The following is a 15,042-nucleotide window of genomic DNA, read 5'->3' as shown; positions in this document are numbered from 1 at the left end:
TTTTCCCTCAATATCAAATGTCAAACTCGTTTTCTCGTGGCGCGTCTTGTGCACGACGGATAGTTACAAAAACCTTCTGACCGTCGACGTAAAAAAAAGCAGGAAAAAGATCTACATCGCAAGCACGTATAACATTATATAGTTGCTCTAAGGATCTTGTTGGGTCAAGTAGAGAGTCATCAGGGTTGCGCCTAGGAGCGATCATTTTGGTTAACGATGGATCTTGAGGTGTCCGTTGAAAATCGTTATTTGAAAGCAACCTGACCAATTCTTCAATGAATACAGGCATGTGTGCGTGGGCTTGATGCTTTATAGATCGAGTCGTACTAAAATTAGATACAGGGAATTTAGTTTGGTGGATGATGTCTCCATCATCTAGCCCGTCCGTCATTAAATGAGCAGTGATTCCATGCTCAGACTCGGCGTTGATTATCACATAGGGTTCCGTGTGATAACCCTTGTACTGGGGTAGTATAGCTGGATGTACATTTACGACAACTTTGTCCTGAAACTTAAAAAGAAAACTTTCACTTAGGACACGCCTCCACCCCATCGAAATTATAACATCGGGTGCTATTAACGATATTTTCTCTGCCAATTCGTCTTGGCAATAGGACACACCCAGCGCCCTATTACCTAGTCTTTTGTTAAGTCTTAACTGCTTATGCTTTGGATAAAGCGCCTCTGCAGTTGGTGTTATTACATAGGCAGCATGCACGCCGTCAGCACTGTCGAGGACATTGCTGTAATCCATTCCCCATAAAAGAACTATTCTCATACTTTGTTTACCCTTGGTATGCTGCCTAAAACCCTGCGCTTTTGGTCCTGACTTATGCTGCTGTCACTATTGGCGGGATAATTTTTGCGAAATTCTTCACTAGTTTCGATTTCGGTGTTCAATTGGGTGCCCTATATTTTTCGTATCACCTCCAATTAAATATAATGGCTTCTTAGAAGATTTGAAATTAATACGCCCCAAGTACTCTCCAAATATCCCGAGAACAAGTAATTGAATACCACCAAACGCCAGTACACCGGCCATAAGAGACGCGTAGCCTGAAACAGTAACTCTACCCGCCAAAAAGCTGGAGAAGATAACTAGTAGCCAGCCGATACCAACAAAAAAAGCGACGAAACCTAGCCAAGTGGCAAGTCGTAGAGGAATGTCCGAAAAGGTGACAAAAATATTGACAGTGTGGGTAAACAGCTTTTTGAACGTATAATTGCTCTCGCCAAAAGGCCGCGATTCGTGCGGAATTTCAACAGTGGCGTAATTGTTGGTCACCCAAGATAGATAACCATCGACAAATGGATACGGGGAATCAAACTGAATCAAGGTACGGGCGACATCGCCTCGAATAACTCTATAGCTAGTGTAGGAATAGTTTAACGATGGGATTGCCTTATTAAACATCCACCTAGCGAATGCGGACGTTAGATTCCTCCATTTGCTGTGTGTTCGCTCACGGTAAACCCCATACACTAGGTCAAACCCTTCGAATGCCTTTTCCAGCAGAGCGGGTAAACTTTCTGGAGCCTGTTCCAAATCGTCATCTAACGTAACAATCCATTCTCCCTTAGCTTGAGAAAATCCACAAATGGTTGCCGCATGCTGGCCAAAATTTCGACTTAGCTGTATTCCGTATACACGGGAATCGGATCTGGCAATCTCTTGAATAACGGCCCACGACTGATCGCCGCCAACGTCTTCGACAAAAATCAACTCAAATGGGAAGCCCATGGGTTCCAGCACCTTTACTAGTCGACAGCACAGATCGCGTATCGTGTTTTGGGCGCGGTAAACTGGGACGATCACCGAAAAAAAAGGGCTTTGAGGCTTATCCGACTCTACATTCACATCTCTATTCCAAGATAAATTGATCTAATAGGCCAATCGCAGCCTCAGGGGTAGTCATTATGGAGTTAGCGCAAGATTCGCGCCAGCATCGACTCGCTACGGGATCAATATCTCTCGAGAACGGCAGCGATGCTACCACCTTGATCGTGTTTATTGGCTTGCAAGATATGAGTACCTCGGTCCCGGACACTGAGGACCTTGTCCATCAAAAAGCATCCTGAACAACATACAGATGTTCGCCTGATGAGAAAAACGAATGCCCCTGTCATGCCGTGTTCTCGAACCAGCATGTGGACATCGAATCACAATTGAAAAGTCTACACATCCCTGAGGATATGCAATAATCGCGGAGGTTTGCAAACCAACATCAAACTGAGATGCCTAAGTGATGCAACGGCTTCCAAACCACTGTTAGGCAACTGAAGGGCTAAGGAGATTTGCAGTGAGGAATGAAAGGATCCTATTCAACCGTCCATACATGACGGGAAAGGAACTCTATTACATCGCAGAGGCCAAATTTGGCAACATGCTAGCGGGGGATGGCCCCTTCACGAAGCGTTGTCACCGCTGGATTGAGCAAAGTACCGGTTGTGATAAAGCGCTACTAACCCACTCCTGCACCGCAGCGCTGGAAATGACAGCGTTGCTGCTCAATCTCCAACCCGGTGACGAAATAATTATGCCGTCGTACACCTTCGTATCCACGGCCAATGCATTCGTTTTGCGTGGGGCTGTGCCAGTCTTCGTTGACATTCGGGAAGACACGCTTAATCTGAATGAGTCACTGATTGAAGCAGCTATCACTCCGCGCACCAAGGCTATCGTCGCGGTCCATTATGCAGGGGTAGCCTGCGAGATGGACACAATCATGTCGCTAGCGCGTAAGCATGGATTAAAAGTCGTAGAAGACGCGGCTCAGGGGGTCATGTCCGCCTACAAAGGTCGTGCATTAGGGAGCATCGGAGACCTTGGGGCCTTTAGCTTCCATGAGACCAAAAATGTAATCTCCGGCGAAGGAGGGGCTTTGCTGGTTAACGACCCAGAGCTCTCTTTACGTGCAGAAATAATTAGGGAAAAAGGTACAGACCGCAGCCGTTTTTTCCGCGGGGAAGTCGACAAATATACTTGGCAGGAAGTCGGTTCTTCATTTTTGCCAGGCGAATTGATAGCGGCGTTTCTTTGGGCGCAGTTGGAAGAGGCCAAATCAATTACCCAGGCGAGGCTGACAACATGGAATATCTACCACATTGCGTTGGCCCCACTCGAAACATTGGGATTGCTTCGTCGGCCAATCATCCCAGCCGACTGTAAGCATAACGCCCATATGTACTACATACTGCTCGCACCTGAAGTTGATCGGCAAGCAGTACTTTCAGAACTGAAGCGCGAAGAAATTTATTCTGTATTTCATTATGTCCCGCTTCATTCTTCTCCTGCTGGAAAGCGTTACGGCAGAGTGCATGGGTCGATGGAAATTACCGACTATCAGTCAGAACGGCTTCTACGATTGCCGCTCTGGGTCGGTCTAACCGAGGAACAGCAGTTTCGAATTGTTGAGATTCTATCACGCGCCATAACTTGTGCTTTCTGAGACTTTCTGGAAGCTTACCTCTCTCCTGACAGCTCTCACTGACCAGTCTAAATATTGGTTCTGATGATTATCGTAGCTTTCCGGGGCTTCTCCACGATAATCATCATACAGTTTCTTAAATGGCTCGGCTCGAGCTCGGCTAACAAATGCATATTCATATTTTTTAGCACGCCCAATTAACCATGTATCCAATCCTTTTGGAGGTCACCTCAAGTTTTGACTAGCCAGTTAACATCCGGTATGCTTCAAAAAAATACATACGAACTATTGGGGAAAGTCGTGGGCTATTGGTTGAAGCCAGAATCTAGACAATTATGCACGCTCTTTATAATATATTCCATTGCACATTTATGGATTTTATTCTTATTTGATTCCATCTTTTGGGATGACTGGGCTCTAGCGGGAGCAAATAACGATATAATAATCGAAAAATTTAAAATGGCGGGCCTACCATTTTCATGGCCAGGCCACTTGCACGTGGTACTTTCATACCTTCCTCGAGCAGTGTATCGAATACTAACATTCATATCTTACTTTCTCGCCGGATATGCTCTACTTAAGGCTATTGAAAATACTGGTGAAAAATTCCGAGGCTATATTTTCCCAATCACCTTATTATTCCTCGTAGCACCGTTCAACTCAGCGCGAATAGCGGCTATCAATCTTCCATACGCCTTGTGCTACCTTGCCTTTTTTACGGCCTGGTCCCAAATGGGACGCAGGCCCTTTGTATCGATAGTCTTATTCATATTTAGCTTTAATACTGCTTCGCTTTTAGTTTTCTATGCCGTTCCTTTTATTGAATATTCGGTCAGAAATCGCGACTTTAAGTTTTTTACCAAGATCGAATTCTATATTAAAAACTGGATATTAATTTTATTACCTCCGGCATTTTGGATCACAAAAGCCACTCTCTTTCCGGCGTATGGATTATACAAAGGTTACAATCAAGGGTTTTCAGCTTCAAACATCCCTTACGCTTTAAAATTACAGATCGACGATATCATTAGCCTAAGTGATACGTGGCGCTGGTGGATGTTATTCTTAGGGGGACTGCTTTCACTCATCACGTTTAAATTGACTGGTCCAAATTTATCACTTAAAAAACCAGTATCTAAACTAAACAATCTAATTATTATAGCTTTGGGGTTGGCTGCATTAGCGCTTGCGGAATTCCCCTATTTGATATTGGCCTATCCACCAAGGTTTTTTAGTTGGGATTCTAGACATCAGCTATTAATGCCTCTTGGCTTCTCTATGATTACCATAGGAGTCGCGCTCTTTTTCAGCGACTCTATACGAAAAGCTTTTCTAAGTATTATCATCGGGTTATCTTTGACATTCTGGGTCCTCCAATATAAAGCCTATTATGTTGACTGGGCGAAGCAGAAGGAAATAATGCGTGTTATTTCAAATAATGACGATATAAGAGCGGGTCGACTAATAGTATTTGAAGACCACACGGGCATCTCTAATGCAAATGGAAGATCCATTGTGCACTATGAATGGAATGGTATGTTGGCAAATTTGTATGGGAATGAGCAAAGATTTGGCATTGATCAAGTGCAATGGACAAATAGTATATGCAAGAAAAACGACCCAAAATTCAGCCCGCATTTTCGGTCAGGCCAGGTAGGAGATAACACACTGGGCGATGTTGTCCTGGTAAAGTTACTGCGTGAAGAGCCAACCTCAAAACTAGACAAAATTCTATCGATATATTGCCCGACTTTTTACATTTTGGTAGAGCCAAATCAAAATTACTGTGACAATCTTCCTCAATAGACTTATATACACCAAAGCGTATCGAATGATAGCCGCTGACGATAAGAACAGTAAGCAGACAAAAATAACAGCACGCTTTACCTTTTTACTGGATATGTTCTATATATGACCACCTAGGGAAGGTCTGAAGTACCCACCGATTTTTGATGCCCTCACTACTTGAGGCTCAAAAAATCATAAGTCGGCGAAAATCAGGCCTTTCTTGTCCTTAATCCACGGTTCTTCCTCTAATTGCACTGTTTCAGGGCAATTGGCCCGCATTACAGACGCACCTCGCCCATACCCATCAACCGTTTTCGCACCATCCACAAATTCGACAAAGCGAACAACGTTGTCTGCTGCGCGATGTTTTTAGACAAACCACGAAAGCGCACTTTCGTATAACCAAACTGGCGCTTGATCACGCGAAACGGATGTTCAACCTTGGCCCGCACCTGCGCGTTCGCGTATTCGATCTTGCGTCGCATGCGCCCGATCAAACTTTTTTTCGCGTGCTTTTTATAGCTGCTGGGCCGGGCGGCTATCGACCAGATCATCTTGCGGTCCTGATGCTCTGGGCGTTTGTCCACTCCGGTGTAACCCGCATCCCCGCACACGTAAGTTTCCTCGCCGTGCAGTAACTGATCGACCTGTGTCACGTCCGCTACATTCGCCGCGGTGCCCACCAGGCTATGCACCAAGCCGGATTCGGCATCGACGCCGATGTGCGCTTTCAGTCGGGTAAAGCAGGAGTGTTACCACTCCTGCCTCCCCTAAGAACCGTACTTGAGAGTCACCCCTCATACGGCTCAAGCCTTCCAGCAGCCTGAGTGAGACCGGGCTACCTGACGATGCGCTCTTCGACGCTCAAGGTAAGACGTCCATGCCGGGTCGAACGGGTTCGCTGCACTGCATATTTTGATATGCCGAACAATCGAAACACTGGCAGCGGCAAAAAGCCAAGCGGGTTGACTCATGCCACGTACTTTTTCCTTGCTGGCGAAAACCCAGTGCCGTTGACCCACTACACGAAAGTATCGTTGTTTTACCCAATGGGCACTTTTCATGGCATGCCGGCGGACAGCCCAGCGCCATAATACTCGCCAAATCTGATGGTCGATCCACGCGAAACGCTTGGCGGCGACAACATGGCGATGATACATGGCCCACCCCCGGATCACCGAGTTCAGGGCCAGGATCAAGTTAGCTTGAGTCGCTGCCTTGTTTCCGTTTGTGATTTCCCGGACCTTATCCAGAAGCGCTTTCACACTCTTGCGAGCCGGAGTGATGAGTAGCTTGCCGGCGTACTTGCGTACGTTCTGGCCCAGAAAATCGAAGCCTTGCGAGATATGCGTGATGTGAGTCTTTTCTTCAGAGAGTTCCAAGCCTCGCTCCTTCAGGAATGCCTCAATTGCAGGTCGAACCTGATGTTGCAGAATAGCCTTCGAAGTTCCCGTGATGATGAAGTCATCGGCATATCTCACGACGTGTATCTTGAATGGCTGTCGCTTTCGATCCGTCGAAGCCACACTTGTGTGGACAACATGTTCCAGCCCATCTAACGTCCAATTCGCAAGTATCGGGGAGATGATTCCCCCTTGCGGGGTTCCTGCCTCCGTTGCGAACAAGGCTCCCTGATCGACATACCCGGCTCGAAGCCACTTACGCAGAACCACTTTATCCATGGGTACGTTGGCGAGCAGCCAATCGTGACTGATATTGTCAAAGCAGCCTCGAATGTCGCCCTCAAGTACCCACTGTGCCGAACTGCGTTTCGCCAGTGCATTGAAGCAATGTGCGATTGCATCGGCCGTGGATCGCTGCGGCCGAAATCCATACGAGTTGGGATCCGCACGAGTTTCTGCAACCGGCTCAAGTGCCAGTTTCCACAGCGCCTGCATTGCGCGATCCCGCATCGTTGGAATTCCCAGCGGGCGCTTCTTGCCATTACTTTTGGGTATGTAGATACGTCTCAGCGGTTGAGGGCAATAGCCCCGATGCTGTAACGCTTGCACTCCCTTCGACTTGGCCAAAGGGGTTGACCAGATCTTGCCGTCAACGCCCGGTGTTCTCTTGCCTCTATTCTCCGTCACTCGTTTCACGGCCAATATCTTGCCGCTGTACGAGCGAGTCAGCAGCCGCTGCAAGGCTTGCACCTTGCCCCATCTGCCTTCTCGTGTTGCCTTGGCGATACGTACCTGGAGTCGTTTCACTTGCGATTCGATTTGGCACCAGGATAGGGGCCAGAGCGACTCGAAGTTCGAAGATGCACCAGTGCCCGCCGCTGCTTGTGCATGGGGTGTGAGCACTACCATCTGCCTTCCTCCGTACAACGATTGATCAGGTTGTTTCGCCATGGAAGACCTTGTGGAAGTCTGCTCGCTTTCGCGCCAGATGATCTTTCAACCTGTATTCGCCCCATTAAAGGGCGACTTTCGCTTTTTCCACATTCCTTTACCCGCAGCACCAACAGCTTGCTTTACAGCTCACCTGCCGAAAACGGCGGCGCTACGGGCTTACCCTGTTCCACATGAATTTCCAAACGGGTCGGGCTCCTCGATTTCGCCGGCGGCACCACATCCACGAGGGGGTATCGGTAAGACCCCCTGCCTGTCCGCATACCTTTTGGTTCAAGCCTATCAGCATCTTTGGCTTGGCTATTTTGACGACGTTTATATGAGGTTCACGTGTGTTAGCCGTACCCGTTCATCCCTAGCTCCTCTCCGCCTTGATGCTGGCAGATTCAGTCTGGCCTCGCGGTTCGACCTACCGAAATATCGGCGGTTACATTGTCCCCAGAGCTTCAGACCCAGCTGTTACCGGCCACGCCTGTCTGGGTAGGGAACGAGTGGTGGAACAATCGGTTCCGTCGGGCGTTAACCTGCGGAACAGAAATCCATGCGACTTTCAGGTCGCACTCCCGAAGAAATATTGGTTTCCTTTCTTCGTCTGATGCATTTCAGGGTCGCGTTTACCGTCCTTGTTCTTGGTCGAACTCGGCGCATGAATGATCGTCGCATCGACCACCGTGCCGTGACGCAGCAGCAAACCACGATCACCCAGATAACCGTTGATGACCTGCAAAATCCCGCCCGCCAACTCATGTTTCTCCAGTAGGCGCCGGAAGTTGAGGATCGTGGTTTCATCGGGAATCCGATCCAGATGCAGCCCCGAGAACTGGCGCAGGATCGTGGTCTCGTAAAGTGCTTCTTCCATCGCCGGATCGCTGTAACCGAACCAGTTCTGCATCAGATGAACCCGCAACATGGCCAGCAACGGATACGCCGGACGACCGCCTTCACCCTTTGGATAATTGTCAGTACCGATGCAAAACTGACCCACCCTACCGGTTGAAAACTGACCCACTTGGGCAAAATGCAGCTTTTGCGAGCTGCCCATGCTGTCCCAGGAGCAACACGTGGAAATCAGTGTTCTTATTCGTCAGGGTTTGTCTATTCGGGCCATCGCCCGGCAGGTGGGCTGCTCTCGCAATACCATTCGACGCCACCTCAAATTACAGGCCCAGCGCCAGCTCGTCGTCTATGGCCCGCGCGCGCAGCGCGTGGGCAAGCTTGTGCCTTTCGAGGCCTATCTGCGCCAGCGCGTAGAAGCCGCTCGACCCCATTGGATTCCCGCCATCGTGCTGTTGAGGGAGATCCGCGAACAGGGTTACGAAGGCGGATACTCCATCCTCACCAGCTTTCTGCTGACCTTGAAATCCAAGGCAAACGAAGCCGTCGTTCGCTTTGAAACCGAGCCCGGTGAGCAGATGCAGGTGGACTTCACCGTCATTCGGCGTGGCCGCGATCCGTTGTTGGCATTCGTTGCAACGTTGGGCTGGAGCCGTGCGACCTACGTCGTTTTCTCCCGTCGCGAAGACTCCGCAGCCTGGTGTTCCGGTATCGAAAAGGCGCTGCGCTTCTTCGGCGGTACGCCGCGAAAGCTACTCTTCGACAACGCCAAAACCATCATCCAGGAACGCGATGTTTATGGCCCCGGTCAGCACCGCTGGAATCCTGCGCTATTGAATTTGGCAGAGCGCTACGGCTTCACACCGAAAGTCTGCCGGCCTTATCGGGCGCAGACCAAGGGCAAGGTCGAGCGCTTCAACCACTACCTGAAAACAGCTTCGTAGTGCCACTGGCCGCGTCACTTAACCAGGTCAACTTGCTGTTGGACGTTGAGGTCGCGAACAGCAAGATCGGCCCTTGGTTGATGGAGGTCGCCAACGCCCGAACACATGCGACGACGGGCGAAATACCGCAACACCGACTGGATGCCGAAGTGCACCACTTGTTGCCCCTGCCAGAGATCCAAGGGGGGGCGAGCAGCATGATTTCGGTCGTCCAACCCATGCCGGTGGAAAGCTTGCAGCATCCGCTCTCGGTCTATCAGGCACTGCTTGAGGTACGTCCATGAACCTTCAACATCTGCGTATCGAGTCTCTTTGCCAACAGTTCAAGCTGGACACTTTTGCGACGGACTGGCCGGCACTGGCCCAGCAAGCGGCCGAAAAAGAAACGAGCTATGCCGACTTCCTGGAACAGCTTCTGCTGAGCGAGGATCGCGCTCGAAACGAGCGGCGGCGGCAAGCGCTGCTGCAACAGTCCGGGCTGCCGGCGGTGAAAACGGTTGAACAATACGACTTCAAATTCGCCAGCGGCGCGCCGCAAAGCCAGATCCTGGAACTGGCCGGGCTGGCCTTCATCGAGCGTAAGGAAAACGTCGTACTGCTGGGGCCTTCGGGCGTTGGCAAAACACACTTGGCCAGCGCTCTGGCTCATCGGGCGATCATGGCAGGCATTTCCACCCGATTCATCTCTGCCGCCGACCTGACTTTGCAACTCGTCGCCGCGCACCATCAAGGGCGCCTGGCTCAGTATTTCAGTCGCGTTGTTCAACGCTCGAAACTGCTGGTGATTGATGAGATCGGCTATTTGCCGTTCGGCCGTGACGAAGCCAACTTGTTCTTCAACGTGATCGCCAAACGGTACGAACATGGCAGCTTGGTGCTGACCAGTAACTTGCCGTTCAGCCAGTGGGCAACGACCTTCGCCGACGACTCAACACTGACCGCTGCGCTGCTGGATCGGCTTCTGCACCATGCGCATATCGTCCAGGTCAGCGGACAGAGTTATCGACTAAAGGACAAGCTGAAATCAGGTCAGGTGGTGCCGAGAGAAACGGCCTCGCCACAGAAATAAACAGACCTCAAACACCGCCGGGGTGGGTCAGTTTTACTTCGGTAGGGTGGGTCAGTTTTCAACCGGTGTTGACAGATAATACGGCTCGATCAAGGCAATCAAACCCTTCCAGGGCACCACCTGATCCATCTCGATCAGGAAGCGCTCGCGGCGGGTCTGCTTACGCTTTCCGGCATACTCGGCATCGGCGAAGGACATCTGTTTCATCGGGGCTCAACCGTTCTGTTCATGTGAGGTGCATATCTCACCAAATCTGGAAGTCTTTTTCAGAGGAAGGTCTGAAGTAAGCAGCAGTTTTTAACGTCCTCGCGGTTTGAGGTTCAAAAAACGCCAACTTAATCGAAAATCAGACCTTTCCTCCTCTCAGTTCGCTGTTTTTTTGCTGAATAGCCCTTTTTCAGCGCTCATTGTCCGCATCACAGACGCACCTCGCCTGCATTCAACAGCCGTTTTCGCATCATCCACAGGTTCGACAGGGCAAACAGTGTGGTCTGCTGCGCGGTGTTTTTAACCAAGCCGCGGAAGCGGACTTTCGTATAACCAAACTGGCGCTTGATCACTCGGAATGGATGCTCAACCGTAAGCGCGCCATGAACCCCACATTCAAAGCCAGCAGGTGATCCTCGAAGCTGCACTCCCGAATTCTCTCAGGAGTCAGCACATCATGATGCGACCCGACGCCAAAGTCGAAAAAGTGTACCTCTACCCCAAGCCGGTAGACTTTCGAAAGTCCATTGACGGCCTCTCGGCTTTGGTCGAACTGGACATCAAAGTCGCGGTGTTCGATCCCGTGCTTTTCGTCTTCCTAAACAAGCCTCGAAACCGAGTGAAGATTTTGTACTGGGAGCGCAACGGCTTCTGCCTTTGGCTAAAGCGGCTGGAGTCCGAGCGCTTCAAAATATCGCCGGATTGTTCGGATGAAGCCATCGTGTTGACGGTTCAAGAACTCAACTGGTTGTTGGACGGTTTTGATTTGTGGCGCAACCGTCCGCATCAAGTTTTGACGCCTCGATTCGTCGCTTGATTCGGTATAATCTAGGGCATGATTTCCATGCCCAAAGACCTTCCTGACGACCCTGTTTTGCTAAAGCAACTGCTTGAGCAAATGCTGAGTGAGCGCGAGTCGGATAAGGGCAAAATCGTTCATCTTGAAGAAGAAAACGCACTGTTGCGTCAGCGCCTTTTCGGGCGCAAGTCAGAGCAGACAGCCGATCCCGCGACCCCGCAAATGGCCTTGTTCAACGAAGCGGAAAGCGTGGCCGAGTCTGTCGACGAAACGGTTGAAGAAGAGGTTGTAGCTCCGACCAAGCGACGGGGCAAACGCAAGCCTCTGCCCGCCGATCTTCCGCGTATCGAAGTCATTCGCGAACTGCCCGATCACGAGCTGACCTGCGTCTGCGGTTGCCGTAAACACAGCATTGGCGAGGAAGTCAGCGAGCAGATCAAGATCGTGCCGATGCAAATCCGCGTGATCAAACATGTGCGCAAGGTCTACGCCTGCCGTGGCTGTGAAACCGCGCTGCTCACTGCTGACAAACCGGCTCAATTGATCGAAAAGAGCATGACCAGCCCCAGCGTTTTGGCGATGTTGCTGACGACCAAATACGTCGATGGCCTGCCACTGCATCGCTTTGAAAAAGTACTCGGTCGCCACGGCGTCGATATTCCACGACAAACCTTGGCGCGCTGGGTTATCCAGTGCGGCGAACACCTGCAACCCTTGCTCAATTTGATGCGGGATCGACTGCTGGAAAGTCGCGTCATCCACTGCGACGAAACGCGTGTACAGGTGATGAAAGAGCCAGATCGAGAGCCCACCAGCCAATCCTGGATGTGGGTGCAAACCGGCGGGCCGCCGGATCAGCCTGTGATCCTTTTTGACTACTCGACCAGCCGGGCGCAGGAGGTTCCATCGCGCCTGCTCGAAGGTTATCGCGGCTACCTGATGACCGATGATTACGCTGGTTATAACGCCTTGGGCGCGCAATCCGGTGTCGAACGTTTAGGCTGTTGGGCACATGCGCGACGCAAGTTCGTGGAAGCGCAAAAAGTACAACCTAAAGGCAAAACCTGGCGTGCCGATATCGCCCTGAATCTGATCAACCAGCTGTACGGTATCGAGCGAGATTTAAAGGAAGTCGGCGATGAACATCGCCACGAAAGCCGACAGCAAAACAGGCTGCCGGTGCTGGCGCAGTTGCACACTTGGCTGGAGAAAACCCAGCCACAAGTGACGGCGCAAAATGCACTGGGCAAAGCCATCAGCTACCTGGTCAGCAACTGGATCAAGTTGGTGCGCTACGCCGAAGCCGGTTACTTGTCGATCGACAACAATGCGGCAGAGCGTGCGATCAGGCCCTTTGTTATCGGGCGCAAGAACTGGCTGTTCAGCGACACGCCCAAAGGCGCGATGGCTAGCGCTCAACTTTACAGTTTGGTCGAGACGGCTAAAGCCAACGGCCAAGAGCCCTATGCGTGGCTGCGCCACGCACTTGAGCGCCTGCCACAAGCCTTGAGCGTAGAAGACTTCGAGGCCTTGTTGCCGTGGAACTGCACGCCGCTAATTCCAAGATAGCCATAGACCCCCACCTTTAAAATGTGGGGTTCATGGAGCGCTTACTTTTTATTTACGCCAAGGGCGTCAATATCTTTCCCTTTGTTTAGTGGTTTTTATGCGCGATATCGACATGCCAGGCATTATTCATTCATTTGTAGCTAATAAAGCTGGGCGTGATTTCGTTGTAGGCGATATTCACGGCCATTTTGATACTCTGCACGCTCTTCTGAGACAGGTGCAGTTTGATACTGATAATGATCGATTGTTCGCGGTTGGAGATGTCATTGATCGCGGTACGCAATCCGAGCAGGTTCTTAATTGGTTAAAAAAGACCTGGTTCCATAGCGTGCGTGGTAATCACGAACAAATGATTATTGAGTGCATGGACGGCAATGGTGATATTGCAAGGCACTCTCGCAACGGAGGCGAGTGGTTTTACAAACTACCCTCCACTACGCAGGTAAGCATCGCTACCGTATTGCGAGAGCTTCCTATGGCCATTGAATTGGAATTGTCAGATGGGGAGACGGTTGGCATCGTACACGCGCAAGCACCGCTGTTAATTGAGGGTGATGATTGGCAAGACGGCATGGCGGCTCTCAAAGGTGAGCGTGGTCAAAACGCGCTTGAACAGGCAAAAAAAATCGCGCTGTACTCTCGTACTAAATTTGACAGTCAGGACGATGCTGTGATCGATGGGATAGTCAGGCTGTATGTTGGCCACACTACTGTGCCCAATGTCAGTCGCCTTGGAAATACTTTCTTTATAGACACTGGATGTTCATTTTCGGATGGCGCTCTAAGTATCGTTGAACTGGGTACCGGTGCAGTCACAACCATCACCTAAAACTTAGAGATTCTCTCGACAAAATGTCGGCATAGATCATTCAAGGATTACGCGAATATTATCGGCCAATCACGATAGTTTTCTGTACCTAAAGTCTCTGAGTTGTAATGTTTTAGCTGATATCACTTTGTGGTGTTTCTCTGTGAGTTGTGCAATGACAAATGCTATTAGATTTGACGCAAGCCAGGAAAGTAGTAGGCCGGAAAGTCCGGAAAAACCGGATTTCTGCAGCCAGAATAATACAGTGTATTGAGTTAGAAATAATGTAAAGCTATATCCCGCCAGGACCTCCAGGGTCATCGATGTTATCGGATGAACTTTAGCGTCCGAATTGTTCGTGTTGGCAGCGAAAAATATAAGCCCGAGGGAAAGTAATGTTCCGGCAAAGAGGTTGTATGCATTAAGTGTGATCATATATGCCAAGGCGGCGAGAAAGATTGATAGCGCCGCGATGTGCTTGCGGTGTCTGACCTGCGTTGCTTTGTCGAAGAGGAGAGCCGCGACTGCACCAATAAGCCAGATAAATTCAAAATGTCCTGCTTCTCCCTTGGCATTGATGAAAAACGTGTAGTAAGCGCCGATACAGATGCAAAATGCTCCTACAAGCCATTTTTTTAAAGAAAACGATTCCGCTGAAAATTATGTAAATCCACCGTTCAAACATCAAACTCCAGATGGTCCTCATTGTGCCAAATGGCATTGACGGTATTAGTGATAAGTTATGCAGGAATATAGAGAGGTTTAAATTTCTCCTAGCTCGAAGTCAGGGTGAATTACGTAGAAGGCGTAATCCACACATCCAACAAAAAGCAAACAAGGAATCAGTGTGCAATATATTCTCGAGAATCTGTCCGCGAAATATCGAGCATAATCCGAGTTCTTGTATTTGATGTTGGTCATTGCGCTTCTGCATATCAGAAATCCAGAGACGAAAAAAAACCTACAACCGCAACTGATTGATGTATGGAACCTTTAGTGGGAAGAAACCATTCCAGTATCCAAAAAAGAATCCGAAACCATGCCCAATAACCGCTATCTGTGCGAGAAGGGCTCTGAGACCATCAAAAAAAGTGACGCACCTTGAACTCAACGCACTCACAGATACTCCCCTTTAAGCTGATATTAATAATGATGTAGGTGGTGTTTCTTATCGTTTTTTGTTTTGTTGAGGAAGCTCTATCGATTTTGCGAAGAGTATTTGTTACAGGTGCGATTTTTTGA

Annotated in this window: 9 protein-coding genes and 5 pseudogenes; 7 read left to right on the top strand and 7 right to left on the bottom strand. The window is 49.8% G+C overall.

Annotated features, from left to right (window positions below):
• Nucleotides 1-13: 13 nt before the first annotated feature.
• Both ACYZTM_RS06245 and ACYZTM_RS06240 read right to left on the bottom strand, forming a co-directional pair.
• Nucleotides 14-778, bottom strand: coding sequence for a formyltransferase family protein (locus ACYZTM_RS06245; RefSeq protein ID WP_461987639.1), 765 nt, complete (start codon nucleotides 776-778; stop codon nucleotides 14-16).
• A 99-nt stretch (nucleotides 779-877) separates the two neighbouring features.
• On the bottom strand, nucleotides 878-1,816 hold the full coding sequence (locus ACYZTM_RS06240) for a glycosyltransferase family 2 protein (protein ID WP_461989103.1): 939 nt from the start codon (nucleotides 1,814-1,816) through the stop codon (nucleotides 878-880).
• Nucleotides 1,817-2,300: 484 nt separating this feature from the next.
• On the opposite strand from ACYZTM_RS06240, the gene rffA reads away from it, so the two are divergent.
• Together rffA and ACYZTM_RS06230 are read left to right on the top strand one after the other, a co-directional pair.
• Complete coding sequence (gene rffA, locus ACYZTM_RS06235; protein ID WP_461987637.1) at nucleotides 2,301-3,449, top strand: dTDP-4-amino-4,6-dideoxygalactose transaminase; 1,149 nt, start codon at nucleotides 2,301-2,303, stop codon at nucleotides 3,447-3,449.
• Nucleotides 3,450-3,728: 279 nt separating this feature from the next.
• A complete protein-coding gene (locus ACYZTM_RS06230; RefSeq protein ID WP_461987635.1) occupies nucleotides 3,729-5,234 on the top strand; it encodes a hypothetical protein in 1,506 nt (501 codons plus the stop codon).
• A gap of 260 nt (nucleotides 5,235-5,494) precedes the next feature.
• Here ACYZTM_RS06230 and ACYZTM_RS06225 read toward each other — a convergent pair.
• From ACYZTM_RS06225 to ACYZTM_RS06215, 3 genes and pseudogenes are all read right to left on the bottom strand, one after another.
• Nucleotides 5,495-5,950, bottom strand: a pseudogene (locus tag ACYZTM_RS06225) (IS5 family transposase); the annotation flags it as partial.
• 72 nt (nucleotides 5,951-6,022) lie between these two features.
• Nucleotides 6,023-7,528, bottom strand: coding sequence for a group II intron reverse transcriptase/maturase (ltrA, locus tag ACYZTM_RS06220; protein ID WP_461987633.1), 1,506 nt, complete (start codon nucleotides 7,526-7,528; stop codon nucleotides 6,023-6,025).
• A gap of 604 nt (nucleotides 7,529-8,132) precedes the next feature.
• A pseudogene (locus ACYZTM_RS06215) lies at nucleotides 8,133-8,528 on the bottom strand (IS5 family transposase); the annotation flags it as partial.
• 82 nt (nucleotides 8,529-8,610) lie between these two features.
• On the opposite strand from ACYZTM_RS06215, the pseudogene istA reads away from it, so the two are divergent.
• Together istA and istB are read left to right on the top strand one after the other, a co-directional pair.
• A pseudogene (gene istA, locus ACYZTM_RS06210) lies at nucleotides 8,611-9,632 on the top strand (IS21 family transposase).
• Nucleotides 9,629-10,417: an IS21-like element helper ATPase IstB gene (gene istB, locus ACYZTM_RS06205; protein ID WP_461987631.1), complete on the top strand. Its 789-nt coding sequence runs from the start codon at nucleotides 9,629-9,631 to the stop codon at nucleotides 10,415-10,417. Before istA ends, istB begins: the two are co-directional and overlap by 4 nt.
• Before the next feature lie 75 nt (nucleotides 10,418-10,492).
• On the opposite strand, the pseudogene ACYZTM_RS06200 reads toward istB, so the two are convergent.
• Nucleotides 10,493-10,624: pseudogene (locus ACYZTM_RS06200) on the bottom strand (IS5/IS1182 family transposase); the annotation flags it as partial.
• Nucleotides 10,625-10,833: 209 nt separating this feature from the next.
• Nucleotides 10,834-10,995 (bottom strand): annotated as a pseudogene (locus ACYZTM_RS06195) (transposase); the annotation flags it as partial.
• A gap of 86 nt (nucleotides 10,996-11,081) precedes the next feature.
• On the opposite strand from ACYZTM_RS06195, the gene tnpB reads away from it, so the two are divergent.
• From tnpB to ACYZTM_RS06180, 3 genes are all read left to right on the top strand, one after another.
• On the top strand, nucleotides 11,082-11,441 hold the full coding sequence (gene tnpB, locus ACYZTM_RS06190; RefSeq protein WP_461987629.1) for an IS66 family insertion sequence element accessory protein TnpB: 360 nt from the start codon (nucleotides 11,082-11,084) through the stop codon (nucleotides 11,439-11,441).
• Between the two features lie 18 nt (nucleotides 11,442-11,459).
• A complete protein-coding gene (gene tnpC, locus ACYZTM_RS06185; RefSeq protein WP_461987627.1) occupies nucleotides 11,460-12,992 on the top strand; it encodes an IS66 family transposase in 1,533 nt (510 codons plus the stop codon).
• A 97-nt stretch (nucleotides 12,993-13,089) separates the two neighbouring features.
• The gene (locus ACYZTM_RS06180) at nucleotides 13,090-13,821 is read left to right on the top strand and encodes a metallophosphoesterase (RefSeq protein WP_461987624.1); all 732 of its coding nucleotides are present in this window, start codon (nucleotides 13,090-13,092) and stop codon (nucleotides 13,819-13,821) included.
• Nucleotides 13,822-15,042 lie beyond the last annotated feature (1,221 nt).

The organism is Pseudomonas sp. MDT2-39-1, from assembly GCF_054898085.1.
The sequence above is the reverse complement of the archived record's forward strand: the minus strand, read 5'-3'. Positions and strand labels throughout refer to the sequence as shown.

Excerpts from the sequence above, each read along its gene's own strand:
- ACYZTM_RS06245 (WP_461987639.1), bottom strand. The coding sequence starts at position 778 with ATGAGAATAGTTCTTTTATGGGGAATGGATTACAGCAATGTCCTCGAC.
- ltrA (WP_461987633.1), bottom strand. The coding sequence starts at position 7,528 with ATGGTAGTGCTCACACCCCATGCACAAGCAGCGGCGGGCACTGGTGCA.
- istB (WP_461987631.1), top strand. The coding sequence starts at position 9,629 with ATGAACCTTCAACATCTGCGTATCGAGTCTCTTTGCCAACAGTTCAAG.
- tnpB (WP_461987629.1), top strand. The coding sequence starts at position 11,082 with ATGATGCGACCCGACGCCAAAGTCGAAAAAGTGTACCTCTACCCCAAG.
- tnpC (WP_461987627.1), top strand. The coding sequence starts at position 11,460 with ATGATTTCCATGCCCAAAGACCTTCCTGACGACCCTGTTTTGCTAAAG.
- ACYZTM_RS06180 (WP_461987624.1), top strand. The coding sequence starts at position 13,090 with ATGCGCGATATCGACATGCCAGGCATTATTCATTCATTTGTAGCTAAT.